The following is a 22365-nucleotide window of genomic DNA, read 5'->3' as shown; positions in this document are numbered from 1 at the left end:
CTGCTGGCTGGCGTGCTGTTTAAAGATGGACTTCCGGCGCAGGACAATCCGCCGGAACAACAGAAACTCGCCGCCTGATGGCCCTACGCTTCAGGATTGGCATACACCAGATTTGACATTAGCTCCAAGCAGTGCCGTGTAATCCTGAACCGTTTTAAAAAATTCTGAGGGCCAGACTTGGCAAGCAGTACAAGCAGTCAACAGATGTTCGAGCGTTAGCGGCGTGTCCCCAGATTCAACTTTGCTCCAAGAGCTTGTTGATGCCTTACCTAACAAATGGCTGATAGACGATCATTGATCTCTTTTAATTTCTCTAGTTCTTCCTGAGTGATTTGACGCAACCAATCAACGTCTGACCTGTCAGGATCATCGTAGATGATGGCAATTTTTTTGAAGGGAATTTTCTTCTCTGGTTTGCCTGTATCTTCGTTGGCGGGGATTATTTTCTCGATGAGACCGAGCCCTTTCCACCAGCTCGTCTTGTAAATTGCGGTGACAGCCTGAAAGGATGCAAACGTGATGAGGGTTACGTCAGCATCGTTCAGAAGCGGGTTCATGATGTCAGGGACAAATTCGACGTAGTGCTCCTGGAAAAAGTCCTCAGCATTATGTGCGCAAGAATGCTTCACGAAAAGATCATCGAGTGCACGAATCGATTCTTGCTGTTTAACCTTAGGCATGGCGTAAGGATTGATCGTGGCTGTTTCGGCGAATTTGAAATCGTTTGGTGGAATTCCTAAAAGCTCCAACTGCGAGCGGAAATTCTGACGCTTCGACCTGAAGCGTTTGACGTTCAAGTCGTATTGATGTCGGAAGCCAAATTCTTTTTCGTCAAGCTGGGCGTGCGATTTAGCGCAGAACACGACTTTGAAGCCCCGCTTGATGAGGTCGATCACCAGGTGGCTTTTGCCATAGCCCTCTGGCATAACAAGAACGAGCGAATCCGGCGATGGCTTGCCGAAGTAGGTGCGTGATTTCTTCCATTGGTCGATCTCACCGGCAAGCTGTTTAAGAGTGCTAGCACGTTCGCTGCTGCTGACCATTTTATGGTCAAGGTCGAAGAAGTCCGCTGCGCCCTCGCAGTAGTCATCAGGTGGAAGGCGTGCTGGTGCTTCGCTGTCGTCGTGGTCGGCCGGTAAGGTGCGCATGTGTGTCTGTAAGAACGGTGATTACAGGTTGATGAAGTGATGAGAGATGAGTAATGAATACAGGCGGCAAGCAAAGAGCATAATGATGTTCACTTCTTGCGCTAAAAAAGGCGGCACTGTGCCGCCTTTTTTTAGCGCTTTTATTTGAGAGGGAAGATCGGCTCTGCCGCTCGGCCCGAGTCGTAATCACCGTTCAAAGCGCCAATCGCCGTAAGGACACGCTGGCAATCACGTGGACTCAATACTATGGCTACTTTTTCGATGTCGAAATTGATGATCGGCTCCACGTCGTTGTTGATTGCCTCATTAAGGAACTGCTCGAAGTTCTCCTCGGAGCGCCGAACATGGTAGACACGAGTTAGGTACAAGTAGATTATTTCCATGAGATCGACTTTGATACCATTGCCCGGCCAAGCCCCATCGTGGTTCAACGTTTCCTCCACTTCGTACCATCGTGCTAAGCCATCGATTTTTCCGGTTAACGTGAGTCCACGGAATGGGTTCTGATGCCGAATCGTCAGAACGGGATGCAGCATAGGGTTGAGAGGTAGCAGCGCTGCTTGAGCAAAGGTGCACTGGTTACATTCGATATGCGTTTCGTAGGAGCGAGCAGTGTCCATCAGGAATTCTTCCTTTTCAAGTTAAACAAACGGGATGGGAAGCATCGTGCCAGAAAGATCGCTCAACAAAAACTCGATTTCTTAGTCGACCTTTGAGAGTCAGAACTAAATGTAGTGTTTTTAAAATAAACGATTGAAAAAATTATTTTTATGGTTCTATAATTTTGCAGATGGTTATATAAACCATGTAAAATTCTTTTGTCTTGGCGCCTTTAGCCTAAATTCCTAACTGAACGTCTTCGCACATCCGGCGCAGTCGGACAGGGTTGTCCTCAATGTAGCGTGCCGTCATCGCAACTGATGCATGACCCATTAGCGTTGACACGGCCTTGATGTCAGCGCCATGCTCGATCAATGAGGTCGCAAATGTGCGCCTGCCCGAATGGCTCGACGCCTGATCCAGACCAGCCCAGATATACATTCGCTTAAACAGCATTTGCATGGTGTTGGGGCTGAAGCCGCTGCCTTTCCTCGACTTGAACAGTGGAGCACCTGGGTTTAGGCTGGTGCCGTTTTGACCCCGCTCTTTTAGGTATGCGGTCAATGCCTTGCGCACGTCCTTGTTCGTCAGGTAGATGAGGCGCTGTTTGCGCCCCTTGGTCGTGCTGCGAGTCAGCAGCACTTCGTCCTTGATGGTGCCGTTCGGGGCCAGAACGTCTTGCAGCTTTAGCTGGCTGAGTTCTTTAGCTCGCAGGCCTAAAGCGACGGAAAAGTAGAGCAGGGCAACATTTCTGTTGGCGTTGTCGTGCGTCCGACTAGCGGCAACTACCTGGCGGAATTCCTGCACTGACAGGACCGGAGCTTTCTTTTCGGAAGTCATTCAATCTCCAATGTGTTAAAAGTATTGCTAATTTAAATTGCAACACATTGGGTGTACACAGATCGTTGTGAATGCTTTAAGTGATTGAATCCATTAGGAATGTTTTACAAATGCAATTTGTAAACATGACTATTTTTAGAACACTACGTTGGTAGCTAGACAATTTAGTGATTCTGGGTCATGCTTATCGGAAATGTTGGTTACTTTGTCGGGCTGTACAATGAAAATCACTTTCTCACCACCTCAAGATGACGCTGTATGGGGCTGCACATACCAGCATGTCACTAGCTCTGCTGCCGACAAAAATATAAAACTATGCTTCGTAGAGGTGAAGGATCTTCATGCCTTCGCCACGGCACTTGTGGAGGTGGTTCTTGATAACTCATGGATAACTAATTTGGACGATAGGTACCGGCGCGCCTATAGTAAAACTGTCAGTCAAACGGCGGCAAAGCTAGTCAATACATTCAATAAAACAGCCAGTGGGGGAAATGTAGAGTCGGATTTCGGTGAAACTATGGTGTCAATGGGTTCGTCTCGTGCTTTAGAAATGCTCTTCACACACTTGAGAATTCCTCTCGCAGAATTATGGAAACCACAAATCAGCCAAAATGGTGGCTTCGATTTTCATACGACATGCCTTGAGAAATTCATCAATTTCGGCGAAGCGAAATATTCCAGCTCGGCGAACCCGTATACCGATGCTATAAGTCAGGCTCAAGACTTCCTCAATGACGATAAGCATTTGAGGGACGCTCCCGACCTAGAAAATTTGGTTGATAAACAATCTATGTCCTACCTGGATAAAGACGACTTTGGTGTTATTGCTGCATTTTCTGTTAATGCGCAAAAACCAGAACTAATACTGGCGAATGCCTTCTTAGCCGCACAAGAAATGATGAAGGTAAAAAAGATTAAGAATTTCTACTTGGTAGGAGTTCGTTAATATGATGTTCTCAGTTGAGCAGGTAAAGAACTCGGCAGATCCTCACCGAGACATCTCGGGGCTACTTGCTCTGATCCATAAGAACGGGCCTAATAGTTCAGAGATTTTACAGTTGGTATCATTGTATAAAGAGTTTCATGGAGAAATATTTTCAAAAATAGAAGAGAAAATTATATCCTCTATGGGGCTTTTTTATAAGGTCTCAACGCCAAAAAATCTATACTCTTTCATCCTATCAGGAATTGGGGATGAGTATAAAGAAGCTTTTGGTAAAACCTTAACCCCTGTTCAGGCGAGTGTACGCTGGGCCCTAGAAGAAAACCAATTTATCTCAATTTCTGCACCCACAAGTGCGGGGAAATCATTTTCCATACGAGATTTCATTGCTCAACAAACTGGTGATGCAGTTGTTGTGGTTCCATCTCGTGCATTGATAGCTGAGTATATCAATACTATGAGAGCTGTGTTCGGCGTAGATAAAGGCGTCATGGTGTCTGCATTTGTGGATGACGTATTCAAAAAACGCAAGTTACGTCATATATTTGTGCTAACGCCTGAGCGTGCCCGTGAGTTATTTTTGATAAAGGCAGAACTAAACGTAGACGTTTTTTTCTTCGATGAAGCTCAAATGTCCGAAGAGCCACAGCGAGGTGTTGTATTTGACGTTCTGGTTCGTAGGGTAAGAAAATTATTTCCTTTAGCAAAATTAATTTTTGCACATCCTTTTGTCGAAAACCCTGAAGCCCAATTCAAAAAACATGGCATTGAAGAATCTAAATATGCCCGTTCCTATAATCATGGAGCTGTAGGAAAGATATGTATTTTTCGTCATGCAAACAAAAAGGATTTCTACTTCTCCCCCTTTGGCGAAGGTGGGTACTTGCTGGATAATTGTATAAAATTTGACGGCGGATTCGAGAAGTTTGCATTTACGAATAAGCATTCAATATTAATTTATGTCTCAAAGGCATCGATTTACAATGGGAAATTCGTTGCTCCTTTTCAGGATTACATAGATGGATTTCCGGCAGTTGTAGATGCCGACGCCCTCGAAATGATCAGTACAATCGAGCAAATGCTGGGTGCCGACGAAAAGGAACACCGGTCGGCAATGGTCATGCTGCTTAAAAAGGGTGTTGTTATTCATCATGGCTCTGTCCCCTTAGATGTAAGATTTTTGATAGAGGATTTTATTCGACAGGGGCATGCGAGAATTTGCTTTGCGACTAGTACCTTGGCTCAAGGCATCAACATGCCATTTGATATTGTGTGGCTGGAGAGCATGCGTATCATTGGTAAAACTGAAGCCGAACGTGCACTTGCTTTTAAGAATCTAATTGGCCGGGCTGGACGTCTATCCGAGAAGAAAAAATTTGACTACGGATACGTTTATACTAAAAGCGCAGACCTATTTTCACAAAGAATTAACGAGACATTCGAGTTGTCGGAAATATCTGTGGTAGATAAGTTGCCGACTGAGGTGCAAGATGATAGCCAGGAGTTAGTAGACTCAATAAGGGATGATACTTTTGATGATGAGCACAATCTGCCAAGATCGAAGATTGGTCGTTTATCGGAGGACCCGATATTTTCTGCATGTCTGCGTATTTTGGACGTTGTTTATCTAACGGAAAATATATCAGATACGGTAGTCGGAAAGGATAACGAGCCGAATCGCTTAGTTTTGATTTCTGATTTTAAAATGATATTTGAAGCATCACTTGGCAGAGAACTTTATGATGGTGAGGGGGCGATATTTGAACAGGCTATTAGAATATTGTTGTTGACTCTTGGTGGTAAAACTTTTCGTGAGATAGTTGGTCAAAGGTTTAGCTATATTTCAAATAGGGATGGAAATAGAACGGGAGGTGCTAAATTCTCGCAGAAGGCTGAAAAATTACCCGATAGTTCAATAAAGAAAAAATATCCATTTTTTACGAACACTTTGGCAAAAGATGTTAGCTATGACGCGATTGTATTCGATACTTATGATTATATGGATCAAGTGATCTCGTTTTCTCTTTCGGACGTTTTTTCTGCTGCATTCAAAATATACGGGGAGAAAAGTAAGGACGTTAGATCGCTAAAAATGTTGGAGTTGTTAAGGTTTGGGACGAATAATGACACCTACATGTTATTAATGCGATACGGATTCGCTCCGGAAATCGTGGCTGAAATAGCGCCGTATATTTTAAGAATAAATGAGAGAGAGATAGTTTTCTCTCCAAATGTTAAGCAAGCACCTAATCATATTCAAGAAATTGTTGAATGGTACCTACCTTAGCACTTATTACGGCGGAAAGTGGGGACGAAGCTTTTTTTGCTTTGGTCGCCTGGTTGTCCAAGGCAGGCTCATCAGGTAAGTGATGCTTCTCCTCGAATCGACGAATTTGATGTGGGGGTAAAGCAACTGGTTTGCACTCCATCGGTGGATTTGCGTTCGGTGGTCTGCGGTATTTTAAAAAATATTGATGAAACGTTTAGCCAATGTATCTTATCTTCTTTGATGAAGCAAAGAACGACCCGGACTATCCCCACTACCATCTCGCTGCGATCGGCATCAAAGAAGAAAATTTGGCGTCTATCGAACAGCGGGTAAATGAACTTTCATCGCAAGCATTTGGCACGGCACAGTTAAGCGCCGCAACAGAATTTCATGCTGCTGAGATTTACCACAGGAAAAAAAATTTCAAGGAATGGACTGACGTGGGACGCCGTATCTCGTTGATAGGGGAATTCATCGATATCCTTTCTTTAGGGGAAGTAGAGCTAATCGACATACAGATCAACTGCGCAAACCTCCATGCAGAACAATCCCCTGAGGATATCGCTTTTATGTTTATGGTTGAGCGCACGAGTTCTCTGATGCGGAGTAAATCAGCCCTTGGCATGCTGATCGGGGACCGTGAAAGCGACAGGCATGCTGACAGGTTTGGGCAGAGCCTTTCTCGTTACCGAATCGAAGGAACAGATTTCGCGTTTGGAAAACAAATCACGAATATGGTGGACTCTGTTCACTTCACTCAATCTCACCTTAGTCGATTCCTACAACTCGCCGACGTGTATGTATGGCTCTGCCAGTACCGCAATCGGCATCGAGGCTCTAAGGAAGACCGCCATAGGGCAGTCCTGGAACTCCTACAGCGTGAGCATGTAGATCTATTTCCTAGCAAGTACAAAACCTGGCCGAAGTAACCCTCTACTTATTGGTTCGGATGGGTGTCAAATTAACCAAAACATCAATTTGCTGTGGCCGATTTTGTCGGCATTGACCGGCGAGCCGCTGGCGGATTTGCCGTATGAAGAGCGCTTGCCGCGCCTGCTCGCGCATGGCTTTGGCCTGTGGGATGTGTTGGGCGCGTGCGAACGCGAAGGCAGTCTCGACTCCGCCATCCGCAAACCCGCCGCCAACGACTTCGCCCGCCTGCGCGAACTGTGCCCGCTGCTGGAAACGGTCGGCTTCAACGGCCAGACCTCCGGCAAGTTCGCACCGCAGTTCGCCGCCGAAGGCTATCGCACGCTGGTGCTGCCCTCCACGTCACCGGCACACGCCTCGATGACGTTGGCGCAGAAGCTGGCGCAATGGAAAATGTTATTGAGTTAGCGCGTGCCACCAGGATTGATATCAAGCAGGCATGTCATTCTGGAAGCTTATCCCGCAATTTGTTGACCATTTCGAGCGTCACCGCCCCGGTTTTTAATTTCTTGCCACATCGTGGGAGTGCCTGCTCGTGCATGGCGCGTCACGGCTCACGCTTCGCTGACGAGCTTGCAACGAGGCATTCTGCAATGCCGCCAGCCGTTGTCTGGATGGACGCGTGCTTATTCGTAGGCGCCGAGGCGGCGCTGTTCGTCAGGCGTGAAGCTGGCGTCGCGTAGTTGCTGTAGCGCGGCGTCCCTTTGTTGCGCCGGTTGCGCCATCAACGTGGCGCGCTGCGCCAGATAGGCGCTGACGCGGGCTTTCCAGGACGCTTCGTCGCGGTCGAGGTCGGCCAGACGCGCGGCCGCCTCCGGCGAAAACGTCGCCGCGCGCAGGCGGTAGACCTCGTTGTCACCCGCGCCGCCGGCCCGCAGCCGTGCCACCGATTCCTCCGTTCGGATGATTTTGGCCGGCGCCTCGCGCGCTTCGCGCAACGCCGCCGGCATTTGCCGGTCCAGCTCCGCCAGCTTGGCCTGCTTCTGCTCCGCGCTCAGGGTCTTGTCGGCGCTGATCTCCAGCCGCGCCACCGCGTCGTCGTCCACCGCATCGGCTGCGCCGAACAGGCCCGCGCTTTGCTCGGGCGTGAAATACGCCGAACGCAAACCGCGCATGGCCGCCAGTCTCGCGCGCGCCGACTGCGCCACGTCGGCGGACGGCGCCAGCGTCGACTCAAGACCGGCCAGCGCTTGTTTATAGGCCAGGTAACTGGACAGCAGTTGCTTCGCCTGTCGCGCCGGTCCCGGCTTGAGGCGTCGATCGAGCTCCCGCTCGATCTCGGCGCGGATCGCGGCCAGATCCCGCTCGCCCAGCCCGGCCAGATAATAGTCGAACAAATGTCCGAGCTCGGCGTCGACCACCAACTGGTCGCCGGCCTGCGTTTTGAGCTCGCCGTCCGGGCGGGTACCCACCATCGATGGCACAAACGCGAAGAGGCCGGAGCCGGGGGCGCTTACCTGTGCCGGCGGGGGCGGCGTGTCGTCACGGCTGAAATACAGCACGCAGCCAGCCAGCAGCACGACGGCGGCACCGACACCGGCGCTCTTCACGTTGGACCTCATGCCGCGCTCCTACAGACCCAGTCCCTGCAGGCGGTTGGCCTGCTGACGGAACACCGTTACCGGACTGGTTTCGAACAGGCTGACGAGGCCGGCCGTCTGGTTGATCTCGTCGAGGTGGTTCATCGCGTAGTCGTCACGGATCACGCGGCCAAGATGGCTGGAGCAGCTGCCGACCAGGCCATCGTTCTTCTCGCCGTTGAAGGCCTGTGCCGTCAGCGCGAGCGGCGCGTCGAGCGGGTCGAGCACGTTGGTGATCTGTTTGCCGCCGCTCCACGAGAAGTAGTAGACGCCGCGCTCCTGGTAGGCGCCTTCGCCGCAGGCCGACAGCGGCACGCCTTCCGGGTGGCGGCTGTTGAACGCCAGCGAGCCGGCGGTGGTGAGCGACAGCATGGCCGCCTTGCTGTCCTGCGGCCGGTCGGGGCCGGCGTTGTTCGACACCAGGCTCATCAGATTTGCGACCGCGCCGAGCACCACGGTGCTGGCGCCGGGGGCGTTGTCCATCAGCACATCTGCCACCTTGGAGCCCTTGTTGACGCCGCCGACACTGGTGACCGAGGCCACCAGGTCCGGCCTGACCGAGGCCACGTAGCGCGCGGTCGGGCCGCCGTGGCTATGGCCGATCAGGTTGACCTTGGCGGCGCCGGTCACCGCCAGGATTTGCTTGACCTGGGTCAGCAGCTGTTCGCCGCGCACCTCGGTGCTGTTGGCCGCCGACACGGTCGTCACGTAGACATTGGCGCCGCCGCTGCGCAGGGCGGAGGTGATGCCGTAAAAGTACTCGAGGGGACCAACGCTGTCGAACCCCAAAAAGCCGTGCACCATCACGATCGGGTACTTGGTTTGGGTGTATCCGGCCGCCCAGGACGGCGCGGGCAGGGCGGTCATGGCGAGCAGGGCAATTGATGATAGGTATTTCCAGATGCGATTCTTCATGTTGTCTCCAGTAGTTATTTTTTATGAAATGAGAAACTTGGAAGTCGCCGGCGCCAGCTAAAAGAAAGCAAGTGCTCGGTAATTGAATGTAGCATCATTACTCGAAGAAAGCATGACGCGCTGCGGCAACGTGGCGAAACTGGTAAAGCGCAACTTGCCGCCCGGTTGTGCGTCAGCGTTCGCTCAAACCTTGATCCATGCGTCTTCTCGGCTGTTGGGGTTCATGCGATGCTCGTCGCGGTGTACTGACAACAGGAGAAGCAGTTGGATCATCAAAAAATCGCGATCATTGGCCTGGGCCGCATCGGCTCGGCGTTCTTGGGCAATCTGTTGGCGCGCAGCGGACGCGGCGTGAATGTGGTGGGTGTGGCGGAGGCGTCCGACACGCCGGGCCGCCAGTTGGCCATCGACGCCGGCCTGACCATCGCCACGCTCGATGAGATCGTCGCGCTGGGCAGCGGCGTGGATATTCTGTTCGACCTGACCGGTCTGCCGGAGGTGCGGCGCGAGATCCGCGAGAAGCTGATGGCGCAGGATAATCACCACACGGTGGTGGCGTCGGAAACCATCGCTCGCCTGATCTGCTCGCTGACGGCGACCGACGATCTGCCCGAGATCGCCGGCCGCAGCATCGGTTACTGAGCCGCGCGCGGCGGGCTGGCGCGCTGCCGCGCCTCGTCGGCGCGCAGGCGGTCCAGCTTGGCCGAGTACAGGTCGTGGGTGCCGCGCGTGGTACTGTTCTGCATCGCCAGCTTCATGTGGTTGTCGGCCGCGCGCAGATTGCCCAGGTGGTAGTTCGCCACCGCCAGCCAGAAGTGAAATTCGTGGTAGTCCGGCACCCGTTCCAGCTCCCGTTCAAACAGCCGGCGCGCGCGCGCGTACTCGCCGGCCTGCATCGCTTCCTGCCCCTGGTTGAAGAAGTAGAAGGGCGGGTAGGGTTCCAGTTGCGCCAGCCGCGCGCGCAGCGCTGCCGCCTCGTCCAGCTTGTGTTCGTTCTCCAGCGTCTGCGCCAGGTTGGACAGGTAGATGGTGTTGTCCGGCGCTTGCGCGTGGGCGTAGCGGAGCGCCTGTTCGGCGGCTTCCTGGCTGCCACGCTGCTGGTAGATCACGCCCAGCGTGTTGTAGACGTTGAGTAGCAGCGGATCGACCTCGGCGGCCCGGCGCGCGGCCCAGTAGGCGTCGTCGACTTCGCCGACGGACAGCAGTTCGGCGGCGCGGTTGTTCAGGTACATCGCCAGCACCGTGTGTTCTTCCAGCGGTTTGGCGGCGTCGCGCGCCTTGGGCGGCACCGGGACGAAGTCCACCGTCAGCACGTTGGCATCGTCCATGCCGTAGACGGTGTAGGGATTGCGGTCGCTGCGCGGCCGGCCCAGCGTCAGGTTGACGTGGTTGGCGGCGAAGTACAGCGTGCCGGCGCGGCTCCAGACGGTGTCGACGTCGATCTGCTGGAACACCACCGGCATGTTGAGTTCACGCGCCAGCGCGGCGGTCATGATCGCCAGCGACAGGCAGTTGCCGGCGCGCGCGGCGAAGGTTTCGCTGGCGTTGCGGGTGATGGCGGCGTCGTAATCGAGCTGCAGTTTGTCGCGCTGGTAGAGGGCGTCGAACAGCAGGCGGCGCGGGTCCCTGCCGGGCGAGGCGTTGCCGATTTCATGCCGCACGTACTCGCGCATCGCCGGGCTGATGGCGAACACCTGGCGGGTGTCGATCGGCTTGGCGGGCGGCTGAAACAGCTGGTCGTGGAATAGTTGCTGGGCCGGCGCTATGCGCACCGGTGTTTGGCTGGCGCAGCCGCCGCCGCCGAGCAAGGCGGCGGCGCACAGCGCCGTACAGACGATACGGGCCCATGATTGCATGGCTGTCTCCCTTTGCTGCGGAGCACAAGCCGGCGCCGCACCAGGCAGCGGAATCTGCGTTCCGCGTTCTGGAAAGTATCCTCGGCTAAAGGGGGACTGTCAAACGAGAAATCGCTTTCAGGAAAGCGGGTCCGCCGATACCGATATGTCGGTGATGCCGAGGCTGTTCAAGGCGTCGGCCAGGTCTTCCAGCGCCAGTGCCAGATCGGCGGCCGGGTCGAGCGGCTTGCCGGCGGCGGCCAGCGGCGTGCCGCCCTGCGACAGTTGGACCCGCAGCAGCGGGTCGTCCTCGTCTTCCGACGGGGCGACCACGGCTTGCACCTGGGCCGGGTCGTGGCCGGCCAGCGCCTGGTTCAGCGTGGACAACAGGTGCAGCATGTCATGCTCGGACTGGCCTTGGGCGCGGGCGCCGAAGAACAGGTCCTGGTAGAGGAAGTTCAGCGTCAGCTCAGGTCCGGCCGACTGCGCGGCGTCGCGTGCGCGGCCGAGGCAGCGCGCCACCAGCGGCGCGTAATCCTCGGTCCACTTCTGGTAGCGCTCGGCGCGTTGGGCGAAGTAGGCGTCGGCGGCTTTCTCGCCGGCCGGTACCTTGTAGAAGGCGTCGTCGCTGCGCTTGAGGGCGAAGCCCAGCAGGAAGCGCAGCTCGACGGCGGTGTCGTCTGCGCCGAAGCTGGTTGGCGACCAGCCGGCCGCCAGGCTGCGTTCCAGCGCCGGCGCGGCGGCGATTTTTTTATCGGTCAGCGATTGCGCGGCCTCGCGCACCATCGCATGCAGCTGGCCGTAGTGGATGCGTTCGATCTCGCCGAGGTCGTAGGCATGGCTGACCAGCACCACCTGCGCTTTCGGGCTTTCGAGGCCGGCCTCGGTGAAGCTGTGCAGCAGGGCGTCGTAGGCGTCGCTGTCCTGGAAGTCGGCGGCAGGATCGAGGCCGCCCTGGCTGTGCACGAACACCGGGATGGCGAAGGCGTCGATTTCCAGCTCCAGCCCGTTCTCGCGGCGCAGGATCAGGTTAGCCGCGCCTTCCTCGACGGCGGCGCGCAGGTAACGGTAGCCATCCAGCGATTCGTCGCGCGCCATCTCGATGGCGCCGTACAGCACTTCGTTCTTGCCTTGCGCCAGCAGGCGGCGCAGCAGGCGCTGGAAGTCGATGTGTTTTTGCGCCAGCTCGGCGCGGGTGGCGGCCGAGACGATGTCGCCGCTGGCCGATTCGTCGGCCAGGTCCAGCGCCAGCGCGCACAGGTCGGTGGTTTGTTGCTCGTCTTTGACTTCCGGGGCGTTGGCGGATTTGCGCGCTACCGGGCGCTTATTCTTGGGCATGCTTGGCTTGGTTCTTTATCGTTCGGTGTAGAAGGTTTCGTTCAGTTCTTCGAGCAGGTCGTCGGTTTCATCCTCGGTCAGGCCGAGATGGCGACAGGCGCTTTCGCCGCCTTTTTCCCATTCGAAGGAACTGTGTTCGTTGTGCAGGCGCTGGATGCCTTTCTCGGCCAGCAGCGACAGCGCCACCAGCGAGCGGATGGCGTCGTCGGTGGCATCGTCGTCCAGCACGCGGTAATCGTGGTGCAGCAGGATGGCCCAGGAGACGTCCGGCGACAGGCCCCAGTTGCGCGCCAGCAGGCAGCCGATGGCGGCGTGGTTGGTGCTGTAGCGGCGGTCCTCGATGGCGGTGAACATGCCGCTGGCGTCGTTGCAGGCCTGCTGGTAGGTGTCGCCGTAGTCGGCGAAGCGGTCCATCAGCAGCGGCACGCCGATGTCGCAGAACAGGCCGAAGGTGTGGGCGATGTCGGGCGGCGCCACGCGCAGCTTGCGCGAGGTGAACACCAGTGCCTGGGCCCGTCGCGACGAGATTTCCCAGAACGTGGTGAGGTCGGACTCCTTGCCGTCGATGGCCTGGCGCGCCAGCAGCCCGGTCAGCAGCGACGCGCACTGGTTGATGCCGAGGAAATTGATCGCCTGCTCGACCGACTTGGCCTTGCGGGCGGCGCCGAAGAACGGCGAGTTGGCCAGCTTGAGCAGGGCGCCGGACATGCCGACGTCGCTGGCGATGATGCGGGCGATCTGGCGCGGCGACGGATCGCTCTGGGCCAGTTCGCGCTGCAGGTCGACGAGCAGGCTCGGCCGTGGGGGAATCCGGATGGAACGCATCAGCGCGTCTTCCACCGCGTTTTCTGTTGGCAAGGCTTGGGCAGCTACTGTCGTCATCGTGTTCTTAGCGCAAAAAGCAATCGTACCTTCGATTATCGCCGCATAAGGGGCGGGATGGCGCGGATTGGTAAAGTTTTTCTGTGCGGCACGGCGTATTTTGTTCTCATTTGCGTGCAGATGATAACTATTTGGCATGAATTTTGTAATCGTGCCGTCCAGATTGGCATTTAGAATAGACGCATGACTACGATTTTGGCAGGGATTGATTTCAGCGCGCCGTCGCACCAGGTGGCGCCGCAACTGATCGGCGTGACGCTGCTGGTCAACGGCGTCGGCGGCCGCATTGTGGAGACCGAGGCGTATGACCGCGCGGAACCGGCCTCGCATTGCTACGGCGGCGAGACGGCGCGCAACTTCGCCATGTTCGGGCCGCCCGCGCGCGGTGACGGTGCTAGCCGGCCCGCGCATCGGCATTTCCAAGGCGGTTGAGCTGCCTTGGCGTTTCGTCGAGGCCGGATCGCGCTTTTTGAGCAAGCCCATGCGCGGGCTCTAACTTGAACACCGACACCGCCTGCGACAGGTGGCCGGCCTGGTCCTGCAGGCTGGCGGCCGCCGCCGCTGCCTGCTCGACCAGCGCGGCGTTCTGCTGCGTCACATCATCCATCTGCCCGACCGCCTGATTGACTTCGGCGATGCCCTGCGCCTGCTCGGCGCTGGCGGCGCTGATGCGGCCGATGATGTCGTTGACCTGCCGCACGGCGGCGACGATGCCGCCCATGCGCTCGCCGGCCTGCTGCACCGAGGCGCTGCCGCGGTCGATGGTGGCGACCGAGGCGGCGATCAGCGTTTTGATCACTTTCGCGGCGGCGGCCGAGCGTTGCGCCAGCGTGCGCACTTCGGCGGCGACGACGGCGAAGCCGCGCCCCTGCTCGCCGGCGCGCGCCGCCTCGACGGCGGCGTTCAGCGCCAGAATGTTGGTCTGGAAGGAGATGCCGTCGATGACGGCGATGATGTCGACGATCTGGCGCGAGCTGGCGCGGATCGTGGCCATGGTGTGCACCGCATCCTGCATCGCGGCGCCGCCAAGCCCGGCCAGGTCGCTGGCGCCGGCGGCCAGCTGGCAGGCCTGGCGCGCGTTGACGGCGTTGGCCTGCACCGCCTGCGTCAGGCTGCTCATGGCGCTGGCGGTTTGCTCCAGCGAGGTGGCCTGCATTTCGGTGCGGCTCGACAGATCCAGATTGCCGGTGGCGATTTCGCGCGCGGCGGTGTCGATCGAGTGCACCGCGCCGAGGATGGTGGTCAGCGTTTGCGTCAGGTTGGCCATGGTCTGGTCCAGCATGCGCGCGGTATCGGCGATTTCGTCGCGGCCGGCGGTGCCCTGGCCCGCGCGCAGGCGCCCGGCGGCCAGCGCCACCACCACCTCGGCGATCGCGCGGATATCGCGCAGCATGGCGCCGCGCACCGCCATCGTCACCCCCAGCGACAGCACGATGGACAGCAGCACCATGACGATCATGCCGATGTTCAGTGTGTGGAAGTCGTCCTTGGCGTGGGCGTGGGCCTGTTCGCTGAGCTGCTTTTCCAGCGCCGCGAGTTGCGCCAGCTGGTCGTTCAGCAGCAGGAACTGCTTTTCGGCGATGGCCATGGCGTTGGTGGCGATGCTCTGGTCCATCTGCGCCATGTCCATGGTTTGCAGCACCGCCTTGCGGTAGGCGGCCAGCGCCTGCAGCGATCCGCTGAGGATCTGGCGTTCGGCGGCGGGGGCGGCCGCGTCGTCCAGCTGGCGCAGCAGGGTTGCGATATCGGCGTGGCGGTGCTTGATGTCGTGCGACAGCGCGTCCAGCCGCGATTGGGCGAAGCTGCCGTTGACCCAGGCCAGCAACTGGTAGATGTGGGCGTGGGCGTAGCGCGCCTCGCCGCTGACATCGGCCGCCGTCTTGAGGCGGGCGGCGCGCACCTGCACCAGGTTTTCCAGCGAGGCGTTCTGGCGCACCATGCCGACATAGGCCGCGGCGGCGGTGGCGATCAGCAGCATCAGCACCAGCATCGGCGCGAGCAGCAGTTTGGGACCGATACGCAGTTGGTTCAGCATGGCGTGCCTCTCTTCTTATTTTTTGTAGATGCCGGCTTCCAGCACGATGTCGCCGACGCGCAGGATGTAGGTGGTCTTGGGCTCGATCTTGCCGGTGGTGGGATTCTTGTACAGGTAGTCGACCCAGCCGCTGCCTTTTTTCGCCGCCAGTTCGATGATCTCGCGGCGGTACTTCTTGCCGCTGGCGTCGGGGATGTCGGTCAGGTCTTTGCCGACGATCGACGGGTTGACCGGGTGCGCCAGCACGATGCCGGTTTTGATGTCGCGCACGTCGACGTACAGCGCGCCTTGCAGGTAGTCCGGATCTTTGGCGGCGATCTTTTTGATGAAGGCTTCCTGGCTGTTGGCCTTGATGAAGGCGGCGCCTTTCTCGGCCATGGCGATGGCGTCTTTTTCGGTGGGATCGGCGGCCAGCGCGGGCAGCGTGACGATGGCGAAGGTGAGCGCGGTAAAGGCTTTCATGAACGGACTCCTGATGTGTGGATGACGCTGTCAACTGTACGCCGCTGGCCATTTCAGGAATTGCGTTGCCGCAATATCTTGCAGCGCGGCACGGCCTAGCATGGTGCTTTCCGACCCAACCCAGGATCTCGCGATGGATACGCCCAAGTTCAAACCGTTTATACGACAGACCATTGCGCACTCGCGCCAGTGGGAGTGGATACCGCCTGATTTGCGGGAGGCGGTGCAGGTGGTGTCGCATGTGCTGCCGTTTCGCACCAATGCGTATGTGCTCGATCATCTGATCGACTGGAACAATGTGCCGGATGATCCGATTTACCGCCTGACCTTTCCGCACCGGGACATGCTGGCGCCGGACGACTATGCGCATCTGCGCGAACTGGTGATGGGCAAGGCGGACCAGCCGGCGCTGGTGGAGCTGGTGCGGCGCATCCGCCTGCGCATGAATCCCCACCCGGCGGGGCAGATGACGCACAACGTGCCGCGTATGAATGGCGCGCCGCTCAGGGGCTTGCAGCACAAGTACAAGGAGACGGTGCTGTTCTTTCCGAGTGCGGGGCAGACCTGTCATGCGTATTGCACCTTCTGTTTCCGCTGGCCGCAGTTTGTCGGCATGGAGGAGATGAAGTTCGACGCCAGGGAGTCGCACGAGCTGGCGTCGTATCTGCGTCTGCATCCGGAGGTGACGGATGTGCTGATCACCGGCGGCGATCCGTTGATCATGAATACGCGCTCGCTGGAGGCCTACATTGAGCCCTTGCTGGCGCCGGAGCTGGCGCATATTCAGAACATCCGCATCGGCACCAAGTCGGTGGCGTATTGGCCGCAGCGGTTTGTGTCGGACCGCGACGCGGATGATCTTCTGCGTCTGTTCGAGCGGGTGGTGAAGGCCGGGAAGAACATGGCGATCATGGGGCATTACAACCATGCGGTGGAACTGCGGCAGGAGATCGCGCAGCAGGCGGTCAAGCGGATCGTCGGCACCGGAGCGACCTTGCGCATGCAGGGACCGTTGATACGGCATATCAACGAGGACCCGGCGTCGTGGGCGGAGCTGTGGCAGACCGGCGTGCGGCTGGGGGCGATTCCGTACTATATGTTTGTCGAACGGGATACCGGGCCGCGCGAGTATTTCCAGCTGCCGCTGGCGCGGGCGCACGAGATTTTCCAGGCGGCGTATCAGATGGTGTCCGGCTTGTCGCGCACGGTGCGGGGGCCTTCGATGAGTGCTTTTCCGGGCAAGGTGGCGATTGACGGCATTGCGCACATCGGCGGGGAGAAGGTGTTTGCCTTGCAGTTCCTGCAGGCGCGCAATGCCGATTGGGTGCGCCGGCCGTTTTACGCGAAGTTCGATCCGCAGGCGACGTGGATGGATCAATTGAAGCCGGCGTTCGGCAAGGAAAAGTTTTTCTTCGAGGAGGAGGGTGGCAGCCGCAGCGAATTCGGCATCGAGCCGCCGGGCGCGCGCAAGGTGATTTCGTTGATGGCGGCACGTGCGGAAGGCGGCGCGCCGTCGCCGGCCGGCTGCGACGCGGCATAGGCGGCGTGATGATGCGCGATGGGTGCCGACCGGAGCCGCCCGCACCCGTCGTGGCGCCGGCACTGTCCGGGCGCGCGGTGTTTGTGCTGGTGTTTCTGCCGTTCGCGCTCGGGCATTTTCTTTCGAGCCTGATGCGGACGGTGAATGCGACGCTGGCGCCGCAACTGGTGGCGGCGTTGGCGTTGACGCCCGGCGAGCTGGGACTGCTGACCAGCGCTTTCTTCCTGGCCTTTGCGCTGGCGCAGCTGCCGGTGGGGATCGCGCTGGATCGCTGGGGGCCGGCCAAGGTGCAGTTGCCGATGCTGTTGCTGGCCGGCGTAGGCGCGTTGGCTTTCGCCGGCGGTCAGACGTTCGCACAGTTGCTGGTGGCGCGCGCGCTGATCGGGCTGGGGCTGGGCGGCTGCTTCATGTCGGCGGTGAAGGCCATCTCCACCTGGATCGCGCCGGCGCGGCTGCCGTCGGTGCAGGGCTATCTGATCGCCGTCGGTGGCCTGGGCGCGGCGGCGGCCACGCTGCCGGTGCGGCTGGCGATGCAGTTTATGGACTGGCGCGGCCTGTTTCTGTGGCTGGCGCTGGCGGCCGGCCTGACCGGCGTTCTGATTCGCGCGCTGTCGCCGCCGCAGCCGGCCAGCGCGCGCAAGCCGGCCATGCTGGCGGCGATGCGCGAGGTCTATTGCCATTACGCCTTCCGCGAGGTGGCGGCGCTGGTGCTGATTCCGCACACGGTGTTCTTCGGCATCCAGGGGCTGTGGATCGGCCGCTGGCTGACCGACGTCGCGCGCTACAGCGAGGAGGAGGTCGGCTATCTGCTGTATCTCGGCATGGCGGCGGTGATCTTCGGCGCCATCGCGGTGGGCATGATCACCGAGTGGGCCGGCAAGCGCGGCGTGCGGCCGATCAGCGTGGCGGCGGTGGGCGTGGCGCTGTTCATCGCGGTGCAGGCGGGATTTTTGTTGGACTGGCGGCCCAGCTATCAACTGCTGTCGGTGCTGTTTACGCTGGTGGGAACGGTGACCGGTATCGAGTACACCATCGTCGCGCAAAGCCTGCCCGGCGCGCTGACCGGGCGCGCCGCCACTTGCCTCAATCTGCTGATCTTTGTCGGCGCCTTCGCGGTGCAGGCGGGTTTCGGTCTGGTGGTCGGCTGCTGGCGGCCGGATGGGACGGGACATTATCCGGCGCTGGCCTATCAGATGGGGTTTGGCGCGCTGGTGCTGCTGCAGTTGCCGGGACTGATCTGGTTCGTGCGGCGCCGCAGGCGCAATCCGGTAGAATGGGCTTCCCATCCAGCCAAGCTTCAATGATGTGATGACCCAATCCGACAATGTGTTTGCTTCTCTGCCGCTGGTCTGGCGCGACTGGATCATGGACAACCTGGCGCGCGCCTGCAGCCCGCTGGACATGGTCAACAGCATGGTCCGCTCGGGCCAGTACGACATGGCCACCGCGCGCGCGGCGATCGACGCGGCGATCAGTCTGCGCGCCACCGGCGGTGCGGCGCTGGCGCCACTGGCCAGCGCGTTTTCGGCGCCGCGCGAGATGCCGTTCATTGATGTCAGCAGCAACCGCATCGTGGTGCCGGACCGCGAGGTGAACCTGCTGTTCGTGCTGAAAAAGCCGCAGGTGATCCTGCTCGGGAATGTGCTCAGCGACGAGGAGTGCGACGCCATCGTCGCCCATTGCGGCAGCCGCTACACCCGCTCGACGGTGACGGCGGAAGCCGACGGCGCCAGCGTGGTGCACGAGGGCCGCACCTCGGAGATGGCCTTCATCCAGCGCGGCGAGGCGGAGGTGGCCGAACGCATCGACCGCCGTCTGGCCGCCATCGCGCACTGGACACCCGAATGCAGTGAACCGTTCCAGCTGCAGAAGTACGACAAGACCCAGGAATACAAGCCGCACTACGACTGGCTCGACCCCGATAGCGCCGGCCATCGCTCGCATCTGGCGCGCGGCGGCCAGCGACTGGCGACCTTTGTGCTGTACCTGTCCGAAGTGGCGGCGGGCGGCGGCACGGTGTTCCCTAATCTTGGGCTGGAAGTGTTTCCGAAGAAGGGCAACGCGCTGTGGTTCCTCAACACCGACAGCCATCACCAGCCGGACCCGCAGACGCTGCACGGCGGCGCGCCGGTGGTCGGCGGCACCAAGATCATCGCCAACAAATGGCTGCGGCAGGAGCGCTACGGTTAAAATGTCGCTGACTTTTTAACCGAGGGTGATGTATGAGATTAGTGCGTTATGGCCGTCCAGGCAAAGAGAAACCAGGCTTGATCGATGACGAAGGCAAGCTGCGCGACCTGTCCGGCGTGATCGCCGACATCGACGCGGCGGCACTGGCGCCGAAATCGCTGCGCAAGCTGGAGAAGATTGCGCACGCGTCGTTGCCGCTGGTGCGCGGCAATCCGCGCTTTGGCGTGCCGGTGGCGCGCGTGGGCAAGTTCCTGTGCATCGGCCTCAATTATTCCGACCACGCGGCGGAAGCCGGCATGCCGGAGCCGAAGGAGCCGATCATCTTCACCAAGGCGATATCGGCGTTGAATGGACCGGACGATCCGATCATGCTGCCGCCAGGCTCGAAGAAGACCGACTGGGAAGTGGAACTGGGCGTGGTGATCGGCACGCGCGCGCAGCACGTCAGCGAGGCCGATGCGCATAAGTATATCGCCGGCTACACGGTGGTCAACGACGTGTCGGAGCGCGCCTATCAACTGGAACGCGGCGGCACCTGGGACAAGGGCAAGGGCTGCGATACCTTCGGCCCGGTCGGCCCGTGGCTGGTGACGCCGGAGGACCTGTACGATGTGCAGGATCTGGACCTGTACCTGGACCTGAACGGCAAGCGCATGCAGACCGGGAATACCGCGACCATGATTTTCAGCGTGGCGCAGATTGTCAGCTATGTGTCGAAGTTCATCACGCTGGAGCCGGGCGACGTGATCGCCACCGGCACGCCGCCGGGCGTGGGCATGGGCCGCAAGCCGCAGCGCTTCCTGAAGAAGGGCGACACGCTGCGCGTCGGCATCGCCGGTCTGGGCGAGCAGCAGGCGGAGATCATCGCCTGGCAAGCGACGAAATAAGCGACGAAGTAAGCGTATCGGCCAGGCGGCTGGTGATCTCCGCCAGTTCCGCCTCGGTGGTGATGAAGGGTGGCGCCAGCAGGATATGGTCGCCACGGCGACCATCGATGGTGCCGCCCATCGGATAGATCATCAGGCCGCGCGCCATCGCCTCGTCTTTGATGATGGCGTGCAGCCGCTGTTCGGGCGCGAACGGCGTTTTGCCGGCGCGCTCCGCCACCAGTTCCAATCCGATCAGCAAGCCGCGGCCGCGAATGTCGCCCACGTGCGGGTGGTTGCCGAAGGCATCGCGCAGCATGCGCCGGAATGCCGTACCGCGTGCGGTGACGGCGCCCAGCAGGCAGTCGCGCTGGATGACTTGTTGCACCGCCAGCGCGGCGGCGGCGGCCACCGGGTGGCCCATGTAGGTGTGGCCATGCTGGAAGGCGCCGCTGCCGTCGCGCAGCCGCTGGACGATATGGGCGCGCGCCAGCACCGCGCCGATCGGCTGGTAGCCGGCGCCCAGGCCTTTGCCCAGCACCACCAGGTCGGGCAGCACGCCGTCCTGTTCAAACGCGTACAGCGTGCCGGTGCGGCCCATGCCGCACATCACTTCATCGAGAATCAGCAGCAGGCCGTATTGGTCGCACAGCCGGCGCACGCCGCGAAAGTAACCGGGTGTGGGTGGCACCGCGCCGGCCGTGGCGCCGACCACGGTTTCGGCGACGAAGCCGATCAGGTTTTCCGGGCCGGCGGCGAGGATGGCTTGTTCCAGTTCCCGCAGCAAGGCGGCGGTGTAGGCCTCGGTGCTCTGGCCGTCGGCGCGGTCGCGGTATTCGTAGCAGGGCGCCACGCGCGGGACGTCCATCAGCAGCGGGGCGAAGGGCTGGCGACGCCATTCGTTGCCGCCGACCGCCAGTGCGCCCAGCGTATTGCCGTGGTAGCTCTGGCGGCGCGCCAGGAAGGTGCGCCGCCGCGGCTGGCCGGCCTCCAGCCAGTACTGGCGCGCCAGTTTGAGCGCGGTCTCCATCGCTTCCGAGCCGCCCGAGACCAGGTAGACGTGATCGAGGTCGCCGGGGGCGTCGGCGGCCAGGCGCGCGGCCAGTTCCTCGGCGGCGTCGCAGGTGAAGAAGGCGGTGTGGGCGTAGGCGTTGCGGTCGATCTGCGCGTGCATCGCCGCCAGCACCTCGGGATGGGCGTGGCCGAGCGAGGAGACGGCGGCGCCGCCGCTGGCGTCGAGGTAGGTGCGGCCGGCGCTGTCGGTGACGGTGATGCCGGCGGCGCTGGCGGCGACCGGCGGCACGCGGCGCAGGTCGCGGTGGATGATGTGGCTCATGGCGTCCTTTCGTGGTGAGGTGCAGACTGCCGACGATAGCCGCGTTTTGCCGCTGGCTTATTGATGTATGCCATGATGCGTTTCTTTGGGAGGAGACATGGAAGATCGATTGGGGCCGATGCCGTTTGCGGCGATGAGCGCGGCCCAGCAGGTGGCGGCGCAGGCGGTGATCGACGGCCCGCGCGGGGCGCTGTACGGGCCATTCGTGCCCTTGATTCGCTCGCCGGAGCTGATGGCGGCGGCGCAGAAAATGGGCGAGTATCTACGCTATCGCAGCGCCATCGGCACGCGGCTGACCGAGCTGGCGATTCTGGTGACGGCGCGGCAGTGGAACCAGCAGGTGGAGTGGGCGATCCATGCGCCGATCGCGCGCGATTACGGCATCGGCGAGGCGGTGATCGCGGCGATCGCGGCGCGCGAGCGGCCGGCGTTTGTGCTGGAGGATGAGGCGTTGGTGTATGACTTTTGCTTGCAGCTGCACCAGCGGCAGCGGGTCGATGACGCGACCTACGCGGCGGCGTTGGCGGCGTTCGGCGAACACGGCGTGGTGGACCTGATGGGCATCAACGGCTACTACACATTTTTGGCGATGGTGATGAACGCGGCGCAGACGCCGGCGCCGTCTTCCACTGCGGCGCCGTTATCCGTGTAGGCTG

At 59.7% G+C, this 22365-nt stretch carries 22 protein-coding genes; 11 read left to right on the top strand and 11 right to left on the bottom strand.

All coding sequences use genetic code 11. The features are described 5' to 3' along the window. Window positions 1-269: 269 nt before the first annotated feature. The 3 genes from GTP44_RS19435 to GTP44_RS19425 all read right to left on the bottom strand — a co-directional run bounded on the left by GTP44_RS19435 (window position 270) and on the right by GTP44_RS19425 (window position 2588). On the bottom strand, window positions 270-1148 hold the full coding sequence (locus GTP44_RS19435) for a hypothetical protein (protein ID WP_161020711.1): 879 nt from the start codon (window positions 1146-1148) through the stop codon (window positions 270-272). 140 nt (window positions 1149-1288) lie between these two features. Continuing rightward, complete coding sequence (locus GTP44_RS19430) at window positions 1289-1768, bottom strand: hypothetical protein (protein ID WP_161020710.1); 480 nt, start codon at window positions 1766-1768, stop codon at window positions 1289-1291. A 217-nt stretch (window positions 1769-1985) separates the two neighbouring features. Continuing rightward, window positions 1986-2588, bottom strand: a complete 603-nt coding sequence (locus GTP44_RS19425; protein WP_161020709.1) for a tyrosine-type recombinase/integrase — start codon at window positions 2586-2588, stop codon at window positions 1986-1988. A 220-nt stretch (window positions 2589-2808) separates the two neighbouring features. Here GTP44_RS19425 and GTP44_RS19420 point away from each other — a divergent pair, with 220 nt between their 5' ends. From GTP44_RS19420 to GTP44_RS19405, 4 genes are all read left to right on the top strand, one after another. Next, a complete protein-coding gene (locus GTP44_RS19420; protein WP_161020708.1) occupies window positions 2809-3534 on the top strand; it encodes a hypothetical protein in 726 nt (241 codons plus the stop codon). 1 nt (window position 3535) lies between these two features. After that, a complete protein-coding gene (locus GTP44_RS19415) occupies window positions 3536-5818 on the top strand; it encodes a DEAD/DEAH box helicase (RefSeq protein WP_202424150.1) in 2283 nt (760 codons plus the stop codon). Between the two features lie 203 nt (window positions 5819-6021). Then, window positions 6022-6729, top strand: coding sequence for a DUF3800 domain-containing protein (locus tag GTP44_RS19410; RefSeq protein ID WP_161020707.1), 708 nt, complete (start codon window positions 6022-6024; stop codon window positions 6727-6729). A 31-nt stretch (window positions 6730-6760) separates the two neighbouring features. Further along, entirely contained in the window at window positions 6761-7138 is a 378-nt protein-coding gene (locus GTP44_RS19405) for a DNA-deoxyinosine glycosylase (protein ID WP_371867276.1), read from the top strand. A 218-nt stretch (window positions 7139-7356) separates the two neighbouring features. Here the strand turns inward: GTP44_RS19405 and GTP44_RS19400 are convergent, their stop codons facing one another. Both GTP44_RS19400 and GTP44_RS19395 read right to left on the bottom strand, forming a co-directional pair. After that, on the bottom strand, window positions 7357-8292 hold the full coding sequence (locus GTP44_RS19400) for a lipase secretion chaperone (protein WP_161020706.1): 936 nt from the start codon (window positions 8290-8292) through the stop codon (window positions 7357-7359). Window positions 8293-8301: 9 nt separating this feature from the next. Then, a complete protein-coding gene (locus tag GTP44_RS19395; RefSeq protein WP_160989267.1) occupies window positions 8302-9225 on the bottom strand; it encodes an esterase/lipase family protein in 924 nt (307 codons plus the stop codon). Between the two features lie 264 nt (window positions 9226-9489). Here GTP44_RS19395 and GTP44_RS19390 point away from each other — a divergent pair, with 264 nt between their 5' ends. Beyond that, window positions 9490-9867 (top strand): homoserine dehydrogenase, encoded by a 378-nt coding sequence (locus GTP44_RS19390; RefSeq protein ID WP_160989268.1) that lies wholly within the window; start codon window positions 9490-9492, stop codon window positions 9865-9867. Here GTP44_RS19390 and GTP44_RS19385 read toward each other — a convergent pair. The 3 genes from GTP44_RS19385 to GTP44_RS19375 form a co-directional block, all read right to left on the bottom strand. Further along, window positions 9861-11081 (bottom strand): tetratricopeptide repeat protein, encoded by a 1221-nt coding sequence (locus tag GTP44_RS19385; RefSeq protein ID WP_161020705.1) that lies wholly within the window; start codon window positions 11079-11081, stop codon window positions 9861-9863. The two genes, GTP44_RS19390 and GTP44_RS19385, sit on opposite strands and share 7 nt — an antisense overlap. A 117-nt stretch (window positions 11082-11198) precedes the next feature. Then, entirely contained in the window at window positions 11199-12398 is a 1200-nt protein-coding gene (locus GTP44_RS19380; protein WP_161020704.1) for a hypothetical protein, read from the bottom strand. 15 nt (window positions 12399-12413) lie between these two features. Further along, a complete protein-coding gene (locus GTP44_RS19375; RefSeq protein WP_160989271.1) occupies window positions 12414-13280 on the bottom strand; it encodes an HDOD domain-containing protein in 867 nt (288 codons plus the stop codon). 183 nt (window positions 13281-13463) lie between these two features. Here GTP44_RS19375 and GTP44_RS19370 point away from each other — a divergent pair, with 183 nt between their 5' ends. After that, entirely contained in the window at window positions 13464-13712 is a 249-nt protein-coding gene (locus GTP44_RS19370) for a DNA-3-methyladenine glycosylase (RefSeq protein WP_371867275.1), read from the top strand. On the opposite strand, the gene GTP44_RS19365 is transcribed toward GTP44_RS19370, so the two are convergent. Together GTP44_RS19365 and GTP44_RS19360 are read right to left on the bottom strand one after the other, a co-directional pair. After that, the gene (locus tag GTP44_RS19365) at window positions 13675-15315 is read right to left on the bottom strand and encodes a methyl-accepting chemotaxis protein (protein WP_161020703.1); all 1641 of its coding nucleotides are present in this window, start codon (window positions 15313-15315) and stop codon (window positions 13675-13677) included. The genes GTP44_RS19370 and GTP44_RS19365 overlap by 38 nt on opposite strands. Before the next feature lie 15 nt (window positions 15316-15330). Next, window positions 15331-15777, bottom strand: coding sequence for a cache domain-containing protein (locus GTP44_RS19360; RefSeq protein WP_161020702.1), 447 nt, complete (start codon window positions 15775-15777; stop codon window positions 15331-15333). Window positions 15778-15910: 133 nt separating this feature from the next. Here GTP44_RS19360 and GTP44_RS19355 point away from each other — a divergent pair, with 133 nt between their 5' ends. Genes GTP44_RS19355 through GTP44_RS19340 form a run of 4 tightly spaced genes read left to right on the top strand, consistent with a single transcriptional unit; the run spans window position 15911 to window position 20394 of the window. After that, window positions 15911-17317 (top strand): KamA family radical SAM protein, encoded by a 1407-nt coding sequence (locus GTP44_RS19355; RefSeq protein WP_160989274.1) that lies wholly within the window; start codon window positions 15911-15913, stop codon window positions 17315-17317. An 8-nt stretch (window positions 17318-17325) separates the two neighbouring features. After that, entirely contained in the window at window positions 17326-18621 is a 1296-nt protein-coding gene (locus GTP44_RS19350; RefSeq protein ID WP_229256987.1) for an MFS transporter, read from the top strand. Between the two features lie 4 nt (window positions 18622-18625). Next, complete coding sequence (locus tag GTP44_RS19345) at window positions 18626-19507, top strand: 2OG-Fe(II) oxygenase (protein ID WP_229256986.1); 882 nt, start codon at window positions 18626-18628, stop codon at window positions 19505-19507. A 32-nt stretch (window positions 19508-19539) separates the two neighbouring features. Then, window positions 19540-20394, top strand: coding sequence for a fumarylacetoacetate hydrolase family protein (locus GTP44_RS19340; protein WP_160989275.1), 855 nt, complete (start codon window positions 19540-19542; stop codon window positions 20392-20394). Here GTP44_RS19340 and GTP44_RS19335 read toward each other — a convergent pair. Beyond that, window positions 20369-21709, bottom strand: a complete 1341-nt coding sequence (locus GTP44_RS19335; protein ID WP_161020701.1) for an aspartate aminotransferase family protein — start codon at window positions 21707-21709, stop codon at window positions 20369-20371. The two genes, GTP44_RS19340 and GTP44_RS19335, sit on opposite strands and share 26 nt — an antisense overlap. Window positions 21710-21806: 97 nt before the next feature. On the opposite strand from GTP44_RS19335, the gene GTP44_RS19330 reads away from it, so the two are divergent. After that, window positions 21807-22361, top strand: a complete 555-nt coding sequence (locus GTP44_RS19330; protein WP_160989277.1) for a carboxymuconolactone decarboxylase family protein — start codon at window positions 21807-21809, stop codon at window positions 22359-22361. Window positions 22362-22365: the final 4 nt, after the last annotated feature.

The organism is Duganella lactea, from assembly GCF_009857505.1.
Taxonomy (GTDB): Bacteria; Pseudomonadota; Gammaproteobacteria; order Burkholderiales; family Burkholderiaceae_D; genus Rugamonas; species Rugamonas lactea.
Note: the sequence above shows the minus strand (reverse complement) of the source record. Positions and strands in the feature narration are given on the sequence as shown.